The sequence below is a fragment of the Rubellimicrobium sp. CFH 75288 genome (assembly GCF_009904055.1).
Lineage (GTDB): Bacteria > Pseudomonadota > Alphaproteobacteria > Rhodobacterales > Rhodobacteraceae > Rubellimicrobium.
Genome location: NZ_WYDP01000005.1, coordinates 78,694 through 100,210 on the forward strand (window position 1 = coordinate 78,694; position 21,517 = coordinate 100,210).

Annotated in this window: 23 protein-coding genes; 3 read left to right on the forward strand and 20 right to left on the reverse strand. The window is 73.3% G+C overall.

The genetic code is table 11. The annotated features are described in order from the left end of the window. Window positions 1-53 precede the first annotated feature (53 nt). The 15 genes from ftsZ to GT358_RS06180 all read right to left on the reverse strand — a co-directional run bounded on the left by ftsZ (window position 54) and on the right by GT358_RS06180 (window position 13,463). Window positions 54-1,748 (reverse strand): cell division protein FtsZ, encoded by a 1,695-nt coding sequence (gene ftsZ, locus GT358_RS06110; RefSeq protein ID WP_166581714.1) that lies wholly within the window; start codon window positions 1,746-1,748, stop codon window positions 54-56. 219 nt (window positions 1,749-1,967) lie between these two features. After that, the gene (ftsA, locus tag GT358_RS06115) at window positions 1,968-3,299 is read right to left on the reverse strand and encodes a cell division protein FtsA (protein WP_166581715.1); all 1,332 of its coding nucleotides are present in this window, start codon (window positions 3,297-3,299) and stop codon (window positions 1,968-1,970) included. 5 nt (window positions 3,300-3,304) lie between these two features. Then, window positions 3,305-4,261 carry a cell division protein FtsQ/DivIB gene (locus GT358_RS06120; RefSeq protein WP_166581716.1) on the reverse strand — a complete coding sequence of 319 codons (957 nt, stop codon included), beginning with the start codon at window positions 4,259-4,261 and terminating at the stop codon, window positions 3,305-3,307. After that, a complete protein-coding gene (locus GT358_RS06125) occupies window positions 4,249-5,163 on the reverse strand; it encodes a D-alanine--D-alanine ligase (RefSeq protein ID WP_166581717.1) in 915 nt (304 codons plus the stop codon). Before GT358_RS06125 ends, GT358_RS06120 begins: the two co-directional genes overlap by 13 nt. A 45-nt stretch (window positions 5,164-5,208) precedes the next feature. Then, window positions 5,209-6,126, reverse strand: a complete 918-nt coding sequence (gene murB, locus GT358_RS06130) for a UDP-N-acetylmuramate dehydrogenase (protein ID WP_166581718.1) — start codon at window positions 6,124-6,126, stop codon at window positions 5,209-5,211. 10 nt (window positions 6,127-6,136) lie between these two features. Next, on the reverse strand, window positions 6,137-6,298 hold the full coding sequence (locus GT358_RS06135; protein ID WP_166581719.1) for a hypothetical protein: 162 nt from the start codon (window positions 6,296-6,298) through the stop codon (window positions 6,137-6,139). 135 nt (window positions 6,299-6,433) lie between these two features. Then, window positions 6,434-6,712, reverse strand: coding sequence for a DUF2484 family protein (locus GT358_RS06140; protein ID WP_166581720.1), 279 nt, complete (start codon window positions 6,710-6,712; stop codon window positions 6,434-6,436). After that, window positions 6,709-6,957, reverse strand: a complete 249-nt coding sequence (locus GT358_RS06145) for a DUF2484 family protein (protein WP_166581721.1) — start codon at window positions 6,955-6,957, stop codon at window positions 6,709-6,711. The genes GT358_RS06140 and GT358_RS06145 overlap by 4 nt, the downstream gene beginning before the upstream one ends. 16 nt (window positions 6,958-6,973) lie before the next feature. Then, on the reverse strand, window positions 6,974-8,395 hold the full coding sequence (murC, locus tag GT358_RS06150) for a UDP-N-acetylmuramate--L-alanine ligase (RefSeq protein WP_166581722.1): 1,422 nt from the start codon (window positions 8,393-8,395) through the stop codon (window positions 6,974-6,976). A 17-nt stretch (window positions 8,396-8,412) separates the two neighbouring features. Further along, entirely contained in the window at window positions 8,413-9,537 is a 1,125-nt protein-coding gene (locus tag GT358_RS06155) for a UDP-N-acetylglucosamine--N-acetylmuramyl-(pentapeptide) pyrophosphoryl-undecaprenol N-acetylglucosamine transferase (protein ID WP_166581723.1), read from the reverse strand. Beyond that, complete coding sequence (gene ftsW, locus GT358_RS06160; RefSeq protein WP_166581724.1) at window positions 9,534-10,697, reverse strand: putative lipid II flippase FtsW; 1,164 nt, start codon at window positions 10,695-10,697, stop codon at window positions 9,534-9,536. The genes GT358_RS06155 and ftsW overlap by 4 nt, the downstream gene beginning before the upstream one ends. 132 nt (window positions 10,698-10,829) lie before the next feature. Then, the gene (locus tag GT358_RS06165) at window positions 10,830-11,666 is read right to left on the reverse strand and encodes an ATP-binding protein (RefSeq protein ID WP_166582025.1); all 837 of its coding nucleotides are present in this window, start codon (window positions 11,664-11,666) and stop codon (window positions 10,830-10,832) included. A gap of 11 nt (window positions 11,667-11,677) precedes the next feature. Continuing rightward, on the reverse strand, window positions 11,678-12,592 hold the full coding sequence (gene tatC, locus GT358_RS06170; RefSeq protein WP_166581725.1) for a twin-arginine translocase subunit TatC: 915 nt from the start codon (window positions 12,590-12,592) through the stop codon (window positions 11,678-11,680). After that, on the reverse strand, window positions 12,589-13,119 hold the full coding sequence (gene tatB / locus GT358_RS06175) for a Sec-independent protein translocase protein TatB (RefSeq protein ID WP_166581726.1): 531 nt from the start codon (window positions 13,117-13,119) through the stop codon (window positions 12,589-12,591). Before tatB ends, tatC begins: the two co-directional genes overlap by 4 nt. Before the next feature lie 74 nt (window positions 13,120-13,193). Further along, window positions 13,194-13,463, reverse strand: a complete 270-nt coding sequence (locus GT358_RS06180; protein ID WP_166581727.1) for a twin-arginine translocase TatA/TatE family subunit — start codon at window positions 13,461-13,463, stop codon at window positions 13,194-13,196. 125 nt (window positions 13,464-13,588) lie between these two features. On the opposite strand from GT358_RS06180, the gene GT358_RS06185 reads away from it, so the two are divergent. After that, complete coding sequence (locus tag GT358_RS06185; protein ID WP_166581728.1) at window positions 13,589-14,263, forward strand: YafY family protein; 675 nt, start codon at window positions 13,589-13,591, stop codon at window positions 14,261-14,263. Here GT358_RS06185 and GT358_RS06190 read toward each other — a convergent pair. Together GT358_RS06190 and GT358_RS06195 are read right to left on the reverse strand one after the other, a co-directional pair. Continuing rightward, window positions 14,245-15,366 carry an ABC transporter ATP-binding protein gene (locus tag GT358_RS06190; RefSeq protein ID WP_371416234.1) on the reverse strand — a complete coding sequence of 374 codons (1,122 nt, stop codon included), beginning with the start codon at window positions 15,364-15,366 and terminating at the stop codon, window positions 14,245-14,247. The genes GT358_RS06185 and GT358_RS06190 overlap by 19 nt on opposite strands. Window positions 15,367-15,431: 65 nt before the next feature. After that, a complete protein-coding gene (locus tag GT358_RS06195; RefSeq protein WP_166581729.1) occupies window positions 15,432-16,211 on the reverse strand; it encodes an SDR family oxidoreductase in 780 nt (259 codons plus the stop codon). A gap of 80 nt (window positions 16,212-16,291) precedes the next feature. Here GT358_RS06195 and GT358_RS06200 point away from each other — a divergent pair, with 80 nt between their 5' ends. Continuing rightward, window positions 16,292-17,281, forward strand: a complete 990-nt coding sequence (locus GT358_RS06200; RefSeq protein ID WP_166581730.1) for a Hint domain-containing protein — start codon at window positions 16,292-16,294, stop codon at window positions 17,279-17,281. Window positions 17,282-17,291: 10 nt separating this feature from the next. Here the strand turns inward: GT358_RS06200 and GT358_RS06205 are convergent, their stop codons facing one another. After that, on the reverse strand, window positions 17,292-17,882 hold the full coding sequence (locus GT358_RS06205; RefSeq protein ID WP_166581731.1) for a hypothetical protein: 591 nt from the start codon (window positions 17,880-17,882) through the stop codon (window positions 17,292-17,294). Between the two features lie 64 nt (window positions 17,883-17,946). Next, the gene (locus tag GT358_RS06210; RefSeq protein ID WP_166581732.1) at window positions 17,947-18,570 is read right to left on the reverse strand and encodes a hypothetical protein; all 624 of its coding nucleotides are present in this window, start codon (window positions 18,568-18,570) and stop codon (window positions 17,947-17,949) included. 76 nt (window positions 18,571-18,646) lie between these two features. Here GT358_RS06210 and GT358_RS06215 point away from each other — a divergent pair, with 76 nt between their 5' ends. Beyond that, window positions 18,647-20,248, forward strand: coding sequence for a peptide chain release factor 3 (locus tag GT358_RS06215; protein WP_166581733.1), 1,602 nt, complete (start codon window positions 18,647-18,649; stop codon window positions 20,246-20,248). 126 nt (window positions 20,249-20,374) lie between these two features. On the opposite strand, the gene folE2 is transcribed toward GT358_RS06215, so the two are convergent. Beyond that, complete coding sequence (gene folE2 / locus GT358_RS06220; RefSeq protein ID WP_166581734.1) at window positions 20,375-21,475, reverse strand: GTP cyclohydrolase FolE2; 1,101 nt, start codon at window positions 21,473-21,475, stop codon at window positions 20,375-20,377. Window positions 21,476-21,517: the final 42 nt, after the last annotated feature.

Here is a 21,517-nt window from a genome sequence, read left to right on the forward strand (position 1 = left end):
AGCGGACGGGCCGCCCGGACGGGCGGCCCCCGGAGACCGCGAAGGGGTTGCGATCAGTTGGCCTGACGGCGCAGGAAGGCGGGAATGTCGGCCCGCTCGGCGTCCGGATCGGTTGGCGTCTCGGCGCGGGGCGCCGGACGCGGGGCTGCAGGGGCGGGCGCTGCCGCCTCTGCGCTCTGGCCGGTCATCCGGTGGATGAGCGAGGACAGGCCCAGCCCGCCGCCCCGCCGCTCGGGCGCCGGCTGGCGCGCAGCCGGTTCGGGCCGGACGGGCTCGGCCGGAGCGGTCTGGCGCGCCTCCTGGGCGCGCTGGGCCATGAGGGTGCGCAGGCGCGCAACCGCCTCGGGCGTGGGGGTGCCGGCGGCCGGGCGCCCGGCCGGGGGTTGCGGCGCCTGGGCGGCGGGGGCAGGCTGGGGCTGGTAGGCGGGCGGCGGCATCCCGTCATCGGCGAGGGCCTGTTCGATATCGGCAAAGTCGTCGACCGGCGGGGTGCCGATCCCGTCGAAATGGTGCGCCTCGAACACGGCCGGTTCCGGCTCGGGCTGGCGCGGCACGGCGGGCGCAGCGGCGGCCGCCCGGGCAGGCGCCGGAGAGGCCGGTTGCGGCGCAGGCTGCTGGGCGACCCGGGCGACGGGCTGCGGCTGGCGGGCGGCCGGCTGGAAGGCGGGCTTGGGCGCGGAGGGACGGGGGGCAGGCGCGGCGGCCGGCTCCTCCAGGCTCACGCGCTCGCGCAGGGGGGCGGACATGGACCGCCGCGGCAGCGGGGTCTCGGCCCGGCTCGCCGATGCGTCGATCCCCGTCGCCACCACCGACACCCGCATCCGCCCGCCCATGTCGGGATCGAGCGTGGAGCCGACGATGATGTTGGCCTCGGGGTCCACCTTCTCGCGGATGATGTTGGCCGCCTCGTCGAGCTCGAACAGCGTCAGGTCGTAGCCGCCGGTGATGTTGATCAGCACGCCCTTGGCGCCGTTGAGGCTGATCTCGTCCAGAAGCGGGTTGGCGATCGCCTTCTCGGCGGCATGGGTGGCGCGGTCCTGGCCCTCGGCCTCGCCCGTGCCCATCATCGCCTTGCCCATCTCGTCCATCACCGCGCGGACGTCGGCGAAGTCGAGGTTGATCAGCCCCGGCCGCACCATCAGGTCGGTCACGCCCTTGACGCCCTGATAGAGCACGTCGTCGGCCAGCGCGAAGGCCTCCGTGAAGGTGGTGTTCTCGTTGGCCAGGCGGAACAGGTTCTGGTTGGGGATGATGATGAGGGTATCGACATGCTTCTGGAGGGCCTCGATGCCTTCCTCGGCCTGCCGCATCCGCTTGCCGCCCTCGAACTGGAAGGGCTTGGTCACCACGCCCACGGTCAGCACGCCCAGCTCGCGCGCGGCCTGCGCGATCACCGGGGCCGCGCCGGTGCCCGTTCCCCCGCCCATGCCGGCGGTGATGAAGCACATGTGCGCCCCGGCCAGGTGATCGACGATCTGCTGGATCGATTCCTCGGCCGCGGCCGCTCCCACCGAGGGCCGCGCCCCCGCCCCCAGCCCCTCGGTGACCTTGACCCCCATCTGGATCTTGGCCGGCGCATGCGACTGCTTGAGCGCCTGGGCATCCGTGTTGGCGACGACGAACTCGACACCGTCGAGCTGCTTCTCGATCATGTTGTTGACCGCGTTGCCGCCGGCACCGCCCACGCCGAACACCGTGATCCGGGGCTTGAGCTCCTCCTGACCGGGGAGGGAGAGATTGAGAGCCATCGCGCTGTCCGCCTGTTTGTCCGTTTCTCTGTGCCGCTGTCCATCGGCCGCCGTCGGTCGGCGTTCCGGCCACGGGGCCGGGACTTCGCTGACGGTTGCATCGACTCTACTGGCGTGTTGCGCCCTCGTCACGCCCTAAACTCTTCTCCCGTCACCATCGCGCGATCTTTTGGCAAGGGGCGAATCGGTGTGCCGCCCCGATCGGCGGGACCCCGCGCATCACCAGTTCTCCCGGAACCAGCGGACGGCCCGCCGCAGCGACCGCGCCCCGGCCCGGTCGGGCGGCGCCTCGAAATCCCACCATTCGTCCTGCGGATTGGCCGCAAACAGCGACAGGCCCACCGCGGCCGAGAAGGCCGCTCCCGTGGCCGGCTGAGGCAGGCCCTGCACTCGCAGCGGGCGGCCCATCCGCACCCGCTGCCCCAGGATGCGGCTGGCCAGCCCGTCGAGACCGGGGATCAGCGATCCCCCGCCGGTCAGCACGATGCTCTGCGAGGGGAGATGGTCGAAGCCGGCCGCATCCAGCCGCGCGCGCACCTCCTCCAGGATCTCCTCGACGCGCGGACGCATGATCCCGATCAGCTCCGTGCGGCTCACGGTGCGGCGGTCGTGCTCCCAGTCGCCGGTATCGGCATCGAGCGGCAGAAGCTCGCGGTCGTCGCGCCCCGTCGCGACCACGCCGCCGTGGAGCGTCTTGAGACGCTCGGCCGTGGCGGTGGACACCTGAAGGCCCATGGAGATGTCGGCGGTCACATGATCGCCGCCCAGACGCACGGAATCGGCATGGATCATGTGCTTGCGGATGAAGACCGACAGCCCCGTGGACCCGCCGCCCATGTCGATGCAGACCGCGCCGAGTTCCTGTTCGTCCTCCACGAGGCTGGCAAGACCCGAGACGTAGGCCGAGGAGGCCAGTCCCGCGCATTCGAGATCGCAGCGCTTGAGGCACTGGAGGACCGTGTCCACCACCGCCCCGTCCACGGCCAGAAGGTGCACGTCGGTGGACAGCATCCGGCCCGCCTGCCCGCGCGGGTCGGACACGGCGCTGCGATGGTCGAGCGCGAAGTTGACGGGCTGGGCATGGAGCACCTCGCGGCCGGCCCCGATCTCCGGCATCGCACAGGCGGCCAGCGCGCGGCCGATATCGCCGCCGGTGACGGCCTGCCCTTCCACCTCCGCCTCGCCGCTCAGCGCGAAGCTCTCGGGGCGGGCGCCCGAGAAGCAGGCGATGACGTGGTCCACGCGCACCTGCGCCGTCTTCTGCGCGGCCTGCACGGCCGTGCGGATGGCGCGCTCGGCCTCGATGGCGGAATCGACCTCGCCCAGACGCATCCCGCGCGAACGCGTCACCGCCGCACCGATCACGCGGAAGCGCGACTGCCCCGCCATGGGGCCCACGCCGTCGGCGGCCGATCCTTCGGGCCCGTCGAACCGCAGGATCAGGCAGGCGGTCTTGGTCGTGCCCAGATCGAGGATGGCGATGACGCCGCGCTGAAGCGCTGCGCGGCGCAGGTCGCGCATCATGCGCTGGGACTGGTAGAGCGGGCGCATCGGGGTCAGTGCTCCTCCTCGATCGGGGCGGCGGGAACGCCCGCCGCGCTGGCTGCGGCCGCGGTCCGCAGGACGTTGAGCGCAGGCTGGTTGAGCCGCAGGGTCGGGCGCGCGCCCAGCCGCATGTCCACCAGGGCCAGGTCGCGGTCGAGCATGTCCTGCGCCTCGTGCAGCGCGAGGACGCGCTCGAGCGCGGGGACGGGATCGCGTTCGGGCAAGAGGATGCGCAGGTCCCCGTCCAGCACCATGTCCCAGCGCCGCTCGCCCATCCGCACGAGGCCGCGCACGCGCGGCGCGATGGGGGCCGCGGCCGCGAACAGGGCCAGCGCCTCGCCGATGGCCTCCTTGGCGCCGTCGCCGGCGATCAGCGGCAGGTCCGCGCGGTCCGAGCGCGAGGCGATCATGCCCGTCATCACGCCCTCGGAATCGATCAGGCGGAGACCGTCGGCATAGCGCCACACGGCGACCGGGACGCGCTGGGTGACCTTGATGCGCAGCAGGCCGCCGGGCTCCACCTCGGCCTCGACGGTGCGCACCGCCGTCAGCGCCGCCACCGCCGCCCGCAGCGCCGGCAGGTCGATGTCGAAGGAGGAGACCGGGAATTCCAGATCGACGATGCCGTGGATCGCCACGGCGAGCGCGCGGTCCGCCCCCGTCACCTCGACGTCGTGGACGAGGAATTCGGGCCGCTGGTAGAGCGCGTCCCGGAGCGCGTCGGCCCGCTCGGCCAGCCAGGCCCGGTTGGCGTCGGCCGACAGCCACAGCGCGGAGGCCACCGCCATGCCGGCGGCGGGCAGCCCCACCCGCACCAGGCGGCGGTAGAACGGGGTCAGCATCAGCCGCTGGTAGCGATAGGACCAGAGCGTGGGGGCCGGGTCGCGCCGCATCCCCGCCGGCACCGCAGGCGGCTGACGCCGCAGCGACGGCAACGTGAGGCGCCACAGCAGGATCAGCGTCCGCATCCGGCATCCTCCACGATCCAGCGGCACAGGGCCGGAAAGTCCATCCCCGCCGCCGCCGCCTGCTCGGGCGCGAGCGAGGTGGGCGTCATCCCCGGCTGGGTGTTCAGCTCCAGCACCACCAGCCCGTCCAGCCCCCGCCCCTCGTCCCAGCGGAAGTCGGTCCGCGTCAGCCCCCGGCAGCCCAGCGCCCGGTGCGCCGCCAGCGCCATGCGCAGGCAGGCCGCCTCCACCTCCGGCGGGATCTCGGCCGGGATCACGTGGCGCGACCCGCCGGGCGCGTACTTGGCCTCCCAGTCGTACCAGCCCTCCGTCAGGATGTCCGTCACCGCCAGCGGCCGGTCGCCCAGCACCGCCACGGTCAGCTCGCGCCCCGGCGCATAGGCCTCCACCATGACCTCCGCCGGCATGGAGGGGCCGAGCACGGGGGGCCGGTTCGCCCCCTCGGCCACGATGTGGATGCCGACCGAGGAGCCCTCGTTGTTGGGCTTGACCACATAGGGCGGCGGCAGGATATGGGCGGCCTCGGCTTCCTCGCGGGGCACGATCCGGCTCTCGGCCACGGGCAGTCCGGCGGCGCGGAAGACGTCCTTGGCGCGCCCCTTGTCCATCGCCAGCGCCGAGGCCAGCACCCCCGAATGGGTATAGGGGATGCGCAGCCATTCCAGCATCCCCTGCACGCAGCCGTCCTCGCCCCAGCGGCCATGCAGCGCGTTGAAGGCCACGTCGGGCGCCGCCTCGCGCAGCCGCTCGGGCAGGTCGGGGCCCGCGTCGATCTCCACGACGTCGTAGCCGGCCTCCCGCAGGGCCGCCGCGCAGCCGCGCCCCGAGGACAGCGACACCTCGCGCTCCGCCGACGGGCCGCCCATCAGGACGGCAACTCTCGGACCTGCCCTGCCCGGCATGCCTGAATCTGCCCCACATGCGGGCCGTTCGGCCCGTCCTGCCCCTCAGGCGGGTTCGCCGACCCGCATGATTTCCCACTCTAGCGTGAGGCCCGCGTGATCGTAAACCGCCTTTCTCACCGCCTCGCCCAGCGCCTCGAGCTCCGCCGCCGTCGCGCCCCCCGCATTGGTGAGGAAGTTGGCGTGCATCGGGTTCATCACGGCGCCGCCCAGCCGCGCGCCGCGCATCCCCGCCGCCTCGATCAGCTTCCACGCCTTGAGGTCGTGCACGTCGTCCGCCCGCCCGGTCGAGGAGAACCCCGCCGGGTTGCGGAAGGTCGATCCCGCCGTGCGGTCCCTGACGGGCTGGGTGGCGTCGCGCCGCGCGACCTGCTCCTCCATCCGCGCGGCCAGCGCCGCGGGGTCGCCTGCGGGCGGGGCCAGCACGGCCTCCGTCACCACGGCGCCGGGGGGCAGCTCGCTCGTGCGGTAGGCCAGGCGCAGGTCGGCGGCCGGGATGGTGGCCACCGTTCCGTCGCGCAGCACCGCGCGCACCTCCACCAGGACGTCCGCCACATAGGCGCCGTAGCAGCCGGCGTTCATCCGCACCGCGCCGCCGATCGTGCCGGGGATCGTGCGCAGAAAGGTCAGGTCCAGCCCCGCCTCGGCCGCGCGGCGCGCCACATGCGCATCGAGCGCCGCCGCGCCCGCGCGCACGCGCCCCCCCTCGATCGCGATGGCGTTGAACCCGCGGCCCAGCCGGATCACCGCGCCCCGGATGCCGCCGTCGCGCACGATCAGGTTGGAGCCCACGCCCATCGGAAACACCGGCACCTCCGGCGGCAGGGCGCCCAGAAAGGCCGCGAGGTCGGCCTCGTCGGCGGGCTGGACCAGCGCGTCGGCCGGCCCGCCCACCCGCAGCCAGGTCAGGTCCGCCAGCACCCGCCCCTCGCTCAGGCTCCCCCGCAGGGGCGGCCAGCGCATCCTGCCGCCTTCACCGTCCATGCCGCCTCCGCCGCGCGATCCATCCTGCCGCCCCTCCGATACAGAGACCGACCAGCGCAGGAAAGACGAGCACGAGCGCCGTCACGAAATCGGCGAGGGCCCGCATCCCCTCGGTTGTGCCCCGGGCGCGCACCAGCAGCAGGGCCAGCATCCCCAGCAGCGCCGCCCCCGCCGCGATCCCCGCGAGGCGCCAGCCCCGCCGGCCGCAGAGCCAGCCGAACCCGATCCCCAGGGAGAGGGGCAGCAGCGCGATCAGCAGCGCGCGCAGGGCCCCCGCGTCCAGGGCCTACTCCGCCGGTTCGCGCCGTGCGGCGGCGCCTGTTCCGGGCCGCCCCAGAAGGCGGCGCCCCAGCTGGATGAGCGGCCAGCGCAGCACCGATGCGCCCCCGGCCAGGGCCAGGAGGCCCCAGACCGGCCCCTCCGCCACCGTGAGCCAGCCCAGAAGCGGAACCCCCACCACGATCAGCAGGCAGGCCCGCGTCCGGTGGTGGTCCCGCGACGGGATCATCGCCAGCACGTTGGCGCCCACGAACCACAGCAGCGTGGCAACGGCCGCGGCGCTCATGCCCCGGCCTCCGTCCGCCGGAGGCCGCGCAGGGCCCCGGCCAGCGGGCGACGCATCATCGACAGGACGGCCAGAAGGCCCAGCGCCGCAGCAGCCCAGCCCGCCTCCGCGCCGATCCACAGCAGCACCGGGGGTGCCGCCGCGGCCAGAACCAGACCCGGCCCGATCTGCCGGCGCCATGGCAGAAGAGCCACGAGCGCCGCCGTCACGATCCAGAGACAGCCCGCCACAAGCGATGGCGCCATGCCCGCCCTCCCCTTCCTATCCGCCCTGCACCCTGCGCAGCCGCTCGGGCAGGGCCTGAGCCCACTGGGTGATGCTGCCCGCGCCCAGGCACACGACGAGGTCGCCCGCCCGCGCCTGTTCCCGCACCAGGCGCAGCAGGTCGTCCTCGCCGTGCACGGCGCGGGCGTGGCGGTGGCCGTGCCGGATCAGCCCCGCCACCAGATCGTCCCGCCCCGCCCCCGGGATCGGCTCCTCGCCCGCGGCATAGACATCGGCGATGCCCACCACGTCCGCCTCGTTGAAGCAGGTGCAGAACTCCTCGAAGAGGTGATGGAGGCGCGTGAACCGGTGAGGCTGGTGGATGGCGATCACGCGCGCGCCCTCGCGCCCCTCGATGGCCTGCCGCGCGGCGCGCAGGACGGCCGCGATCTCGACCGGGTGATGGCCGTAATCGTCGATCACCTCCACGCCTCCCGCCTCGCCCACGCGGGTGAACCGGCGCGCCGGGCTCTCGAAGGCGGCCAGCGCGTCGCGGATCACGTCCTTGGGGATGCCCAGATGGCGCGCGACCGCGATCGCGGCGAGCGCGTTGGACACGTTGTGGTCGCCCGGCATGGGCAGGGTCAGGCCCTCGATCCGGTCCCCCTCGGCCTGCAGCGCCACGTCGAAATGCGCCACCCCCGCCTTGTAGGTCGGCCGGCTTGCGCGGACGTCCGCCTGCGCGTTGAAGCCGAAGGTGCGCACGCGCCGGTCGGTGATGCGTCCCACCAGCGCCTGCACCTCCGGGTGGTCCGTGCAGCAGACCGCAAGGCCGTAGAACGGGATCTTGGACACGAACTCGTGGAAGCCGCGTCGCAGGTTCTCGACGCTGCCCCAGTGTTCCATGTGCTCGGGGTCGATGTTGGTGACGATGGCGACGGTGGCGGGCAGCCGGTTGAAGGTGCCGTCGCTCTCGTCGGCCTCGACCACCATCCACTCGCCCCCGCCGATCCGGCTCGTGGAGCCGTAGGAGCGGATGATGCCCCCGTTGACCACCGTGGGGTCCATGCCCCCGGCCTCCAGCAGCTTGGCCACCATGGTCGTGGTGGTGGTCTTGCCGTGGGTGCCCGCGACGGCGACGTTGGACTTCAGCCGCATGAGTTCGGCCAGCATCTCGGCGCGGCGCACGACGGGCAGGCCGCGCGCCCGCGCCGCATCCAGTTCCGGGTTGCCCGGCTTGATGGCCGAGGAGACGACCACCACCTCCGCGCCCTCCAGGTTCTCGGCCGCCTGACCGATCCAGATCTCGGCCCCCAGCCGGCGCAGCCGGGCGGTGTTGTCGTTCTCGCGCGCGTCCGACCCGCGGACGGTATAGCCCAGCGTCAGCAGCACCTCGGCGATGCCGGACATGCCGATCCCGCCGATGCCGACGAAGTGGATGGGCCCCACATCCTGGGGCAGCATGGTGGGCCTCTGCATCGGCGCGTCTCCGTCCTTCACGAAAGGCCCCTCCCTTCGCCCGCGGCCAGCCGCTCCACAAGCGCCGCGAGCGCTTCCGCTGCGTCCGGGCGGCCCAGGGCGGCGGCGGCCCGCGCCATCCGCTCGGCCCGTTCGGGCTCGAGGAGGATCGCCGCCACCCGCTCGGCCAGGGCGTCCACCGACAGGCCCGCCTCGGCCAGCACCTCGGCCGCGCCGGCGGCGGCGGGACCGCGGGCATTGGCGGTCTGGTGGTCGGCCGCGGCGTGCGGATAGGGGATCAGGATCGCCGGCCGGCCGATCGCGCACAGGTCCGCGATCGTGGAGGCCCCGGCGCGCGCCACCACCAGCTGCGCCCGGACCATGCGCTCGGGCACGTCGTCGAAGAAGGGGCGCACCTCGGCCGCGATGTGCTCGGCGGCATAGAAGGCCTCCACGCGCGCGCGGTCCTCCTCGCGCGCCTGATGGCTCACGCGCAGCCGCCGCCGCACGTCCATGGGCAGGGCCGCGAGCGCGGGCGGCACGAGATCCGACAGCGCCCGCGCCCCCTGGCTGCCGCCGATGCTGAGGACGTGGATCTCGGCCGCCTCGTCTGGCGGCCGGTAGGGCGAGGCCGCCCGGGCCCGCACGCTGCTCCGGACCGGGTTGCCGACATAGACGCCCTCCACGTCGCCCGGCAGGTCGGTGGGCCAGGTCCCGCAGGCCACCGCGCCCACGCGGCGCGCGAAGGCGCGGTTGACCCGGCCCAGGACGCCGTTCTGCTCGTGGATCAGGCTCGGCAGGCCGCGCAGGACGGCCGCCGTCAGGGCGGGGATGCTGGGATAGCCTCCGAAGCCCGCAACGACGGCGGGCCGGTCGCGTCCGGCCCGCAGATAGGCCGAGGCCACACCGCGGCCGACGCGCAGCGGCACCAGCGCCCGGGCCGCCACGCCGCCCCGCGCCGGCGTGGCCGAGGCCACCACCTCGCGCACGACCTCGGGGGGGAACCCGTCCGCATAGCGCGCGCCCCGCTCGTCGGTGCTCAGCGTCACGCGCCAGCCCCGCGCCAGCATCGCCTCGGCCAGGGCCTGGGCGGGGAACATGTGCCCCCCCGTGCCGCCCGCCGCGACCACGAGGCGGGGCGCCTCTGCCGCCCGCGCGCTCACCGCCGGGTCCCCAGGATGTCGCGGATCTGTCCCTGCGGCCGCGTCCGCGTCATCGCCAGAAGCATGCCCACGGCGATGCCGCCCGCGATCAGCGAGGAGCCTCCGTAGCTCACGAAGGGCAGCGTCATGCCCTTGGCGGGCAGCAGCCGCACCGCCACGCCCATGTTGATCATCGCCTGCACGCCGAACACGCAGGCCAGCCCGGTCCCCGCCAGGCGGATGAACGGATCGCGCTCGCGCAGCAGCCGGCCGAGCGAGCCCACGACGACCCAGGCATAGAGCACGATGATGAGAAGCACGAGGACGAGGCCGTATTCCTCGGCCGCCACCGCGATGATGAAGTCGGTATGCGCATCGGGCAGCGACCACTTGACCGAGCCCTCGCCCACGCCCACGCCGAAGAAGCCGCCCTCGCGGATCGCGTTGGTCGCATAGCCGATCTGGGTGCGCGGATCGACATCCGGCGACAGGAACCCGTCGATGCGCCGCGCGAAATGCTCCGAACGCTCGTAGGCCAGCGTTCCGGCAAAGAACACGATCCCCGCCAGGGTCAGCAGAAGCGTCATCGGCGCTCCGGCGACGAAGTACATCACCCCCCACGAGAACAGCACCAGCGCCGCCTGCCCGAAATCGGGCTGGAGCGCCAGCATGGCCACCACCACGACCGCGATGGCGAAGCTCCACAGCCGCCCCGGCGGGCCGTGCGGATCCTGCGCCCCGGCCATGAGCCAGGCGCAGAGCACGACAAAGCAGGGCTTGAGGAACTCGGACGGCTGGAACGACGCGAAGCCCAGCGAGTACCAGCGCACCGCGCCCTTGCCGAAATCCGTCCCGAGAAAGGGCAGCAGCGCCAGCGCCACGAAGCTCAGGCCGAACCCGAGGACGGCCAGACGCCGGACCTGCCGCGGCGACATCATCGAAAAGACCAGCAGCACCGCGATCGCCAGAAGCCCGAAGGCCGCCTGCCGCGCGACATAGTGGAAGGGGTCGAGGCCGTTGCGTGCCGCCAGGGGCGGCGAGGCCGCCAGCCCTAGCAGGAGGCCGATTCCGAACAATCCCATGACGCAGGACAGGGCGCCCTTGTCGATGGTTCGCCACCATCGCGGAAGGATCGGGTCCGCCGCGCGCGCGGGGACCGTCCCATGAACCAGGTCCGTCATGGAGCACCGCCTCTGCCTCGTGGCGTCCGGTTGACCCGGATCTGCCGGGCGACGATAGCCTGCCCCTCCCCGTCCCGCCAGTCGGACAAACCGCGAACGATTCGCCTTTCTCGGAACCCGGGCCTTCGGTCCTCAACCGGGGCGGATGCCGTGGCGACCGGCCAAGTCGGTCACGAACTGCCAAGCGACCCGGCCCGATCGCGCCCCGCGGGTGGCCTGCCACTCGATCGCCTCGGCGCGCAGCGTGGCATCGTCCACCGGGATGGCCCAGGCGTCCCGGTAGGCCCGCACCATGGCTAGGAAGTCGTCCTGCGAGCAGGGATGAAAGCCCAGCCACAGACCGAAGCGGTCCGACAGCGAGACCTTCTCCTCCACCGCCTCCGAGGGGTGGATGCCCGTCTGCCGCTCGTTCTCGATCATCTCGCGCGGCATCAGGTGGCGCCGGTTGGAGGTGGCATAGAGGATCACGTTCTCCGGCCGCCCCTCGATCCCGCCGTCGAGCACGGCCTTGAGCGCCTTGTAGTGCTGGTCGTCCCCCGCAAAGGACAGGTCGTCGCAGAACAGCACGAAGCGCGCCGGCGCCTCCCGCAGCAGCGCCAGACAGCGGCCGATCGTGGGCAGGTCCTCGCGGCCGACCTCCACGATCTTGAGGCCGGGCATCTCCGCCGCCACGGCTGCATGGACCGCCTTGACGAGGCTCGACTTGCCCATGCCGCGCGCACCCCACAGCAGGGCGTTGTTGGCCGGCAGGCCGCGGGCGAAGGCCCGGGTATTGGCAAGCAGGATGTCGCGCGCCCGGTCCACTCCATGCAGCAGGCGCAGATCCACCCGGCTCACCCGCTCCACCGGCTCCAGCCGGTCCGGCTGGGGATGCCAGACATATCCCTCGGCCGACAGGTCGGGACGCGGCGGGACGGGCGGCGACAGCCGCTCCAGCGCGGCGGCGATGCGGCGGAGCGAATCCGCCATCCCCTCGCGGCTCACGCCTTGCCGTCCGCCGCGGCGGCCTCGTCCTCCTCGCCGTAGAGCGACTCGTTCGGCCCCAGGACCCCCTCGGCCCGCAGCCGCGCCTCCCGCGCGCGCTCGCTGCGACGGACGAGGAAGATGGACACCTCGTAGAGCGGATAGACCACCAGGAACAGGATGATCTGGCTCATCACGTCGGGCGGCGTGGCCACCGCGGCGAGCACGAGGATGCCCACGAGGGCGTACTTGCGCACCCGCGCGAGCCCGCGCGCCGACACGATCCCGGCCCGCCCCAGCAGCGTCAGCAGCACCGGCAGCTGGAAGCACAGGCCGAAGGCCACGATGAAGGCCATGGTGAGGTTGAGATAGGCCTTGGCCGATCCCTGAAAGACCATGGCCGCGGTCCCGGCCTCGCGCGCGGCGGCCTCGGCCGCCTCGGGCGAGGCGAGCGTGCCCGTGTCCTGAAAGGTCAGGAAGAACGAGAACGCCATCGGCGTGACGATGTAATAGGCAAAGCCGGCGCCCAGGAAGAACATGAAGGGCGAGGCGATCAGGAAGGGCAGAAAGGCGTTCTTCTCGCTGCGGTAGAGTCCCGGCGCCACGAAGCGCCACATCTGGTAGGAGATGACCGGAAAGGCCAGGACGAGCCCCGCCATCATCGAGATGGAGAAGGCCAGGAAAAACCCTTCCTGCAAGCTCAGGAAGACCAGCGCGCAGTTCTGCCCCCGCGCCTCCAGCGCCACGCAGAGCGGCCGCGTCAGGAAGCCGTAGATGGGTTGCCACACGAAGAAGCAGGCCAGCATGGCCGCCACAAAGGCCAACACCGACCAGATCAGCCGCGTGCGCAGTTCGGCCAGATGCTCGATCAGGGGGGCGGAGCTGTCCTCGATCTCGTCGGGAACCGCGCCGGGAAGGGGCTTGGCGCTCATGCGGCCGTCTCGTCCTTGGGTGTCGCCGGGGGAGTCGCGGGCGCGGCCGGCGCCGGAGCGGGCGCCTGCGCGGCCTGAACCGGCGCGGCCGGCGGGGGTCTGGCGGCGCCCCGCGCGGCGGCCTCCTCGAGGCGGCGCGCGCGCTCCTCGGCCCGCTGCTGGGCCAGGGCGGAGGTGGCCGTTCCGGCGGAGGGAGCGGGGCGGCCGCCCTCGATGGGCGTTCCCGCCGGCGGGATGGGGGCCGCGGAGCGGGTCCGGCCCGGCCGGTCGCCCAGGGCCGCCTCGCGCAGGCGGTCGGCGCCATACTGCATCGGCCGCGTGGCCGCGCGGATGGTCCGGTCGATCTCCTTGACCCCGGCCTCGTCGGCGGCGGCCTCCATGGCGCGGCTGAACTCGCGCGCCATGCCGCGCGCCTTGCCGACCATCTGCCCCACGGCGCGGAACAGGCCGGGCAGCTCCTTGGGACCCACCACGATCAATGCGACCACGCCGATGATGACCATCTCGGTCCAGCCGAGATCGAACATGCTCCGCCCTCCTCACCCCGTCCCCGACGGGACGGTGTCACGCTCCGCCGACCGGCACCGGCGAACCGGCGCCCTCAGACCCGCTCGCGCTCGGGAGCGGGCTGGACGGCGGCCGGCGGCACCGGGTTGACGGTCGGTGCGGCCTCGGGCGGGGTCACGTCGCGCGCGACCTGCGCGTTGGCGTCCTCGATCTCGCGGCGCCCGTCATCCATGCCCTTGCGGAAGGCGGTGATGCCCTTGCCGACCTCGCCCATCATGGAGGCGATCTTGCCGCGCCCGAACAGGACCAGGACGACGATGGCGATCAGAAGCAGGCCCATCGGGCCGATATTGCCGAGTCCCATGGGGGTGTCTCCCTCTGCTGACCGCCCCTAGATAATCGCCCCGGCCCGCCTCTGGAACCGTCCAGGCGCCTTGAAGCCGCGACGGGAGTCGCTTTTTGTGACAAAAACCTGTCAGGAGGGCCGTCATGCGCCGCACCGATCGCCTGTTCGCTCTCGCGCGGCTTCTCCGCGACGGCCGGCTGCACCGGGCCGAGGATCTGGCGCGCCGTCTCGGGGTGAGCCGCCGCACCGTCTATCGCGACATGGACACGCTGATCGCCTCGGGCGTGCCCATCGCTGGCGAACGCGGACTCGGCTACACCGCCACCGCCGCAGTCACCCTGCCGCCGCTGAACCTCACCCTGCCCGAACTCGAGGCCCTCCAGCTCGGACTCGCCGCGGTGGAGCGGGGGGGCGACCCCGACCTCGTCGCCGCCGCGCGCAGCCTCGCGGCCAAGCTCGACGCCACCCTGCCCGAGGGGCGGCTGCCGCCGGCCGCCGCACCGGCGGGGCTCGCGCTTCATGCCTTTGCCGAGGCTTCTCGCGGCTTCCGCCATCTGCCCGCGCTGCGCGCCGCGCTGCGCGCGCGCCAGAAGCTGCGCGTGGCGATGCCGGCCGATCCCGCCGCCCCCCTGCGGGTGGTCCGCCCGCTGCGCCTCGACTACTGGGGCCGCGTCTGGACCGTCACCGTCTGGTGCGAAACGACGGAAGGCTTCGCCGACCTGCGCGCCGACCTCATCGAGACGCTCACCCCCCTGCCGCAGCTCTTCGCCGACGAGCCGGGCCGCACCCTCGCCGACCGTCAGGCGGCCGCGTCCTGAACAGGCGCCGCTCCCCGGCCCGCACCTTCAGCCCCGCGCGGGAACACGAAGCAGCGGTCGCGCCGGAACATGATCCAGAGCGGCGTGCCCGGCCGCGGCAGGAAGACCCAGGGCACGGTGGCCTTCAGCACCGATCCGTCATGATCCATGCGCAGCTCCACCAGGCTCTCGTGCCCCATGAACCGCGCGCGCTCGACCACCCCGCGCGCCGCGACGCCGTGGCTCGCCGTCTCGCGCGGGCCCCGCCCGCCGCGGTCGAAGTCGAGCGCCAGATGCTGGGGCCGGATCGCGATGTCCACCTCCGTGCCGTCGGGCAGGCCGGGGGCGAGAAAGGGGCCGAACGGCGTTTCGGTCAATGCGCCCCGCACCACGCCGCGGATGACGTTCAGGTCCGAGAAGAAGGCCGCCGCGCGCAGGTCCACGGGGTTGTTGTAGATCGTGTAGGGCGCGCCGCGCTGGACGATCGCGCCGTCGCGCATCAGCAGGATCTCGTCCGCCATCCGCATCGCCTCGGCCGGGTCGTGGGTGACGAGAAGGACCGCCGCGCCCTCCGCCTTGAGCACGGCCAGCGTCTCGTCGCGGATCTCGTCGCGCAGCCGCCCGTCGAGCCCCGAGAAGGGCTCGTCCATCAGCAGGATGCGCGGCCGGGGGGCGAGCGCGCGCGCCAGCGCCACGCGCTGCTGCTCGCCCCCCGACAGCTGATGGGGCAGGGCGTCGGCGTGGCGCTCCATGTTGACCCGCGCCAGCAGGTCGCGCACCCGCTCCGCCCGACCGGCCATCCGGCGCGGCAGGCCGAAGGCCACGTTGTCGGCCACGCTCAGATGCGGAAACAGCGCGAAATCCTGGAACATCAGCCCGATGCCGCGCGCCTCGGGCGGCACGTGCACCCCCTCGCCCACGACGGGGCTTCCCTCGACCCGGATCGTGCCCGCATCGGGCCGGTCCACTCCGGCCACGATCCGCAGCGTCGTGGACTTGCCGCAGCCCGAGGGCCCCAGCAGGCAGCTCACCTGCCCCGCCTCGACCTCGAACGAGACGTCGCGCACGACCGTCCGCCCCCCGAAGGCGCGGGTCAGTCCCTCGACGGCCAGCCTCGGCGCCACGGGAGCCTCCGTTTCCGACAAAACATCTCAGGCAACTAGGACCCTGCGGCCGGGGACGCAACCCGTCACAGCGTGAGCGCGGTCGCCCCCCCGTCCACCAGCAGGTTCTGCCCGACGATGTAGCCCGCCCGGACCGAGCACAGGAAGGCGCAGGCCGCCCCGAACTCGGCCGGCGTGCCGTAGCGCCCGGCCGGGATCTCCGCCCGCCGCCGGGCCTGCACCGCCTCCAGGCTGAGGCCCTCGCGCTCTGCGGCGGCGCGGTCCAGCGCCACGATCCGGTCCGTCTCGTGGCTTCCGGGCAGGAGGTTGTTGATCGTCACCCCCTGCCCCGCCACCTCGCGGGCGACGGCGGCGACCCAGCCCGTCAGGCCCATCCGCGCCGCCGTGGACAGCCCCAGCGACCGGCTGGGCGCGCGCACGGCCGAGGAGGTGATGTTGACCACCCTTCCCCAGCCGCGCGCGCACATGCCCGGCAGGAACGCGCCCGCGAGCGCCACCGCGGACAGCATGTTGGCCTCGAGCGCGGCGAGCAGGTCCTCGCGCCCGAACTCGTGCCACGCGCCCGGCGGCGGCCCGCCCGCATTGGTCACGAGGATGTCGGCCTCGCCGGCCGCCTCGATCAGCCTCTGCCTCCCCTCCGCCGCGGTCACGTCCGCGGCCACCGCCGTCACCGGGACGCCGTGGGCGGCGCGGATCGCCGCGGCTGCCTCCTCCAGCGCCTCGCGGCCCCGCGCGGCCAGGACCAGATGCACCCCCTCGGCCGCCAGCGCCTCGGCGCAGCCCCGCCCCAACCCGCGCGAGGCGCCCGTCACCACCGCCCGCCGCCCGGCGATCCCCAGATCCATGCCTGTCCTCCGCGTTGACCCTGCCCCGGCATGATCCTAGCGTGTCGCGGCTGTGCAACCCCGATCGGCCGTCGCCCTCCATGACCCCCGCCCCGTCGCCCACGGTCGAGACCCTGGCCGTCCTGCCGGCCGAGGCGTTCGTCGTCGTGTGGGGCGTCGCGCGCGGCGAGGCGCTGGGCATCGCCGACGACCTGGTGCCCGACGACCTCTACCGCCTCGTGCCGGACGCGGCGCCGCGCAAGCTGCGGGTCGCGCTCGACGCTGCGGGCCGGATGACCGTGGCGCCCGGCTCCGAGACGGGGCAGACGGGCCATGCCGTCCATCTCGACTGCGCGCTGACCCTCGCGGCCGCGGACGGCCGGCTGTGGGAGATGCTGGTCCTCGTCGAGGTCGAGAACGACGCCGTGGCCGCGATCCACGCCCTGCCGCTCGCCGGGGCCGAGCCGGGATCGGAGCACCGCCTGGTCGGGATCGACCGTCACGCCGCCACCGCACGCCTGGCCGAACTCGCCTCGGCCTCCTTTGCGCGCGGCACGCGCATCGCGCTCGCCTCCGGCGCGCAGGTCCCGGTGGAGGATCTCCGCCCCGGAGACCGGGTGCTCACGCGCGACGACGGGCCCCAGCCGCTGCGCTGGATCGGCTGCCGGACGGTGCGCGCGACGGGGGCCTTCGCGCCGGTCGTCATCCGCGCGGGCGCGCTTCACAACGCAGGCGACCTCGTCCTAGCGCCGGACCACCGCATCTTCGTCTGGCAGCGCGAGGACCGTCTCGGCGCCGGCCGCGCCGAGGTGCTGGTGCGCGTCCGCCACCTCGTCAACGGCGACAGCGTCCAGATCCGCGAAGGCGGCTTCGTGGACTATTTCCAGCTCCTGTTCGACGACCACCAGATCGTCTTCGCCGAGGGGATCGCGGCCGAATCGCTCCTGGTGGACCTGCGCACCTGCGCGGGCCTGCCCATGGGCGCGCGTCCGCACGGTCCGCGGCGCCATCTCGCCTACGAGGTGGCCGAGAACCTGCTGCCGGGGGCGGACATGGCCGAATTGCTGCGCCGCGCCTCCTCCGCCCGCTGAGACGCGCGCCTCAGCGCCGCTCGGCCACGATCCCCAGAAGACCCGGCTGCGTCCGCCCGTCCAGCGTGAAGCGCGTGCCCGCCCCCTGCGCAGCGTTGAGCGCGGGCGGCACACCCGCCGACCGGCCGCGGAAATTGCCGAAGATGGAGCCGTCCACTCCCACGACCCCGCTCTCGCGACCCGTCAGCACCCCGGCGATGTCGGCCGTGAACCGGCTGGGCGAGCCGGCGCGCAGGTCGCCGTTGCGGATGCGCAATTCGCCGTCCAGCGCCTGGATCGCGCCACCGTCGAGCGAGCCCACCATGTTGCCCACCGTGCCGCTGATCCGGTCCAGCCCGAACTCGGCCACAAGCGCGGCATCTCCGATCAGCCTGGTCTGGTTCCCGGCGCCCATGGCCAGCACCGCATGGCCGTCATAGCGCGCCGCCCCCGTCACCGGCATGTCGAGAAGCCCCGTGACGGGCTCCGCGTTCACCCGCCGCGCCATGGCCGCGTTGCGATCGGCCAGGTCGGCATACCGCTCCGCGGGATCCATGCCGACGCTCGCCCCGCTGCACCCTGCCGCAGCCAGCAGGGCCGCCGCCATCCACGACCGAATCATCTCCGCCTCCCCGACCGCGCGCCGCCATCAGGCGCGCGGCCGGGCCGGCTGGCAAGCCTGATGCTCAGCGCGGACGCTCGGCAGAGACGACGATGCCGCCCTCGCGGCGCTGGCCGTTCAGCCGCAGGTCCGTGCGCGGCCCGGTGATCGCGCTCACGGCGGCCGCGGGCCGGCGGCCGTCCGTGTGGAACACCCCGATCAGGTCGCCGTCCACGCTGATGCGATCCCGGCCGCCGCGCAGCCGGCCCTCCACATCCGCCTGCCAGCCGGTCGCAGGCCCCCGCGCGATGCGGCCCTCCGTCACGGCGAGCGAGCCCGAGAAATCCGTCACCGGCCGGCCGTCCACCACGCCGATGAAGTCGTTGAGTTCGCCCCCGATCGTGTTGCGGCCGAAATCGGCGCGCAGGTCGGCGCGGCCGACCACGCTCGCCCCCCCGCCCGGCCCCGACGTCGGCGGCTCCAGCCGCAGCGCCGCGAAGCCGTCATAGCGCGCCGTCCCCGTCCGGGGCAGCGCCGCCGCATCCGTCACGGGCAGCCGCCCCACCCGGTCCGCCAGCGCCCCGGCCTCCTGCAGCCTCTCGCCCGACCGCGCGAGCACGTCCCGCTCACGCGACGAGCAGCCCGCCGCCACCGCCAGCGCGGCCGCGGCCGCCACCATCCACCGTCCTCGACTCGTCCACAGGCCCATGGCCGCCTCTCTCCTCTCCGGGGGCGCCGCCGCGGCGCATTGCCGAACGGGCCCGCCCCGCCTAGAAGGGCGCGCCATGACGAACCGCGCCCCCCTTCCTGCCGAGATAACGCGCCGCCGGACCTTCGCGATCATCTCGCATCCCGACGCCGGCAAGACCACGCTCACCGAGAAGTTCCTCCTGCTCGGGGGGGCCATCCAGATGGCCGGCCAGGTCCGCGCCAAGGGCGAGGCGCGCCGCACCCGCTCGGACTTCCTCCAGATGGAGAAGGAGCGCGGCATCTCCGTCTCCGCCTCGGCCATGTCCTTCGACTACCGCGACTGGCGCTTCAACCTCGTGGACACGCCCGGCCACTCCGACTTCAGCGAGGACACCTACCGCACGCTCACGGCCGTGGACGCCGCCGTCATGGTCATCGACGGCGCCAAGGGGGTGGAGAGCCAGACCCGCAAGCTCTTCGAGGTCTGCCGCCTGCGCGACCTGCCCATCCTCACCTTCTGCAACAAGATGGACCGCGAGAGCCGCGACACCTTCGAGATCATCTCGGAGATCCAGGAGTCGCTCGCCATCGACGTGACCCCCGCCTCCTGGCCCATCGGCATGGGGCGAGACTTCCTCGGGGCCTACGATCTCCTGCGCGAGCGGCTCGAGATCATGGACCGCGCCGACCGCAACCGCGTGGCCGAGTCGATCCGGATCGACGGCCTCGACGACCCCCGCATCGCGGCCCACGTTCCCCCCGACCTGCTGGACAAGCTGCGCGAGGAGGTGGAGATGGCGCGCGGCCTCCTGCCCCCCTTCGACCGCAAGGCGGTGCTCGAGGGGCACCTCACGCCGATCTGGTTCGGCTCCGCCATCAACACCTTCGGCGTGCGCGAACTGATGGATGGCATCGGCGCCTACGGCCCCGAGCCCCAGCCCCAGCGCGCCACCCCCCGCATGATCGCCCCCGAGGAGCCGGCGGTGACGGGCTTCGTGTTCAAGGTCCAGGCCAACATGGACCCCCGCCACCGCGACCGCGTGGCCTTTGTCCGGCTCGCCTCGGGCCACTTCCAGCGCGGCATGAAGCTCCACCACGTCCGCGCGGGCAAGCCGATCACCGTCTCCGCGCCGGTCCTGTTCCTCGCCTCCGACCGCGCGCTGGCCGAGGAGGCCTGGGCCGGCGACATCATCGGCATCCCCAATCACGGCCAGCTCAGGATCGGCGACACCCTGACCGAGGGCGAGGCGCTGCGCGTGACCGGCATCCCCTCCTTTGCCCCCGAACTCCTCCAGGCCGTCCGCCCCGGCGACCCGATGAAGGCCAAGCATCTCGAGAAGGCGCTCATGCAGTTCGCCGAGGAGGGCGCGGCCAAGGTGTTCAAGCCCCTCGTCGGCTCGGGCCACATCGTCGGCGTCGTCGGCGCGCTCCAGTTCGACGTGCTCGCCTCCCGGATCGAGGGGGAATACGGCCTGCCCGTCCGGTTCGAGGGCACGCAGTTCACCTCCGCCCGCTGGGTCTCGGGCCCGCCCGAGGCCGTGGAGGAGATGGTGGCGAAGAACAAGGGCCACATCGCCCACGACCACGACGGCGACACGGTGTTCCTGACGCGCCTGCAATGGGACATCGACCGCATCGGCCGCGACTTCCCCGCCCTGCGCCTCAGCGCCACCAAGGAGATGATGGCGGCAGCCTGACCCCCCGATTCGCGCGGCTCCCGCGCCACGGTCAACCCCGTTGCGCGATCCGCGCCCCCTGCGCGCGGTGCCGTAACGCCTCGTTAACCTGTCTGCGCGATCCTGCCCCCATCCACCGCAGCAGGATCAGGGCACATGGACCAGCGACCCGAACAGATGCGGGTCGAGGCTCTCGGCCCGGAACGTCTCTCCCTCCACCAGCACGCTCACCGCGTCGTGGCTGTGCAGGCTTTCCTGATGGCTCGCCACCACGCGGAAATCGCCCACCCGCCGGTCCGCGAGGAGTTCGGCCGCAAAGAGGCGCGCGGCATCCTCCACGAAGACGGGATGGGCCGCGTTCAGCTCGCCGAAGGCCTGCTCGTCCTCGCGCTTGACCATCACCTGCGTCTCGGTGGGCAGCGCGCGGCGGCACATCTCCACCAGGTCCTCGAACCACAGCCGCGGCCCCGGCAGCACCTCCAGCGACAGCCGCGCGACCGAGCGCTGGGCATGGGGCACCGCGAGCTGGCCGCGCGCCTGCCGCGCATGCTCGGCCAGTTCGAGCGAGCAGGGGCAGGTGGAGGAATAGACGTAGTCGAGGTGGAAGATCTTCTTGCGCACCCCCTCCCGCTCGGCCAGTTCCAGCGCGACCGCGTAGTACTGCCACCCCTCCAGCCCCGACCGCAGCGAGGGGACGAGCATGGGGAACCGGAACCGCATCTGCAGCCGCGCGTCGCAGGACCCCAGATCGGCCTTGTAGGCCTCGATCGCCCGCTCCATCACGGCAAAGGAAAACTCCTCGCCCGCAAAGCGGTAGAAGCTGCGCATCAGCCGGCTCATGTTGATGCCCTTCTTGCCGGCCTCCAGGCTCACCGTCCCGGTGATCGCGGTCTCGAGCACCACCTCGCCCCCGTCGCGCCGGCGGAACCGGATGGGCAGCCGGAAGCCCGAGATGCCGACATGCTGGATCGCCGCCCGCGCGCCGCGGATCAGCGAGGCGGGGCCGTTCTGCAGGTCCGGCAGCCCCGCGCGATAGGCCGCGTCGGGCGCGAAATCCTCGGGATAGGTCCGGCGCAGGTCCGGGTAGTTGGCCACCTCCCGCCCCGGCAGCAGCCGCGCCAGCGCGGGCTCGAGATCGGCGATCTCCTCGGGCGTCGCGCGCGAGGCCCAGCGGCGCAGGGCGGCCAGCGCCTCCTCCGCCTCGGCGCGCGTCAGGTCCCGCTCCAGGTCGGGCGAATGCAGGTTCATGGCTCCGGTCCCCTCGGCGCGGCAGGCAGGGCCGTCATGTGG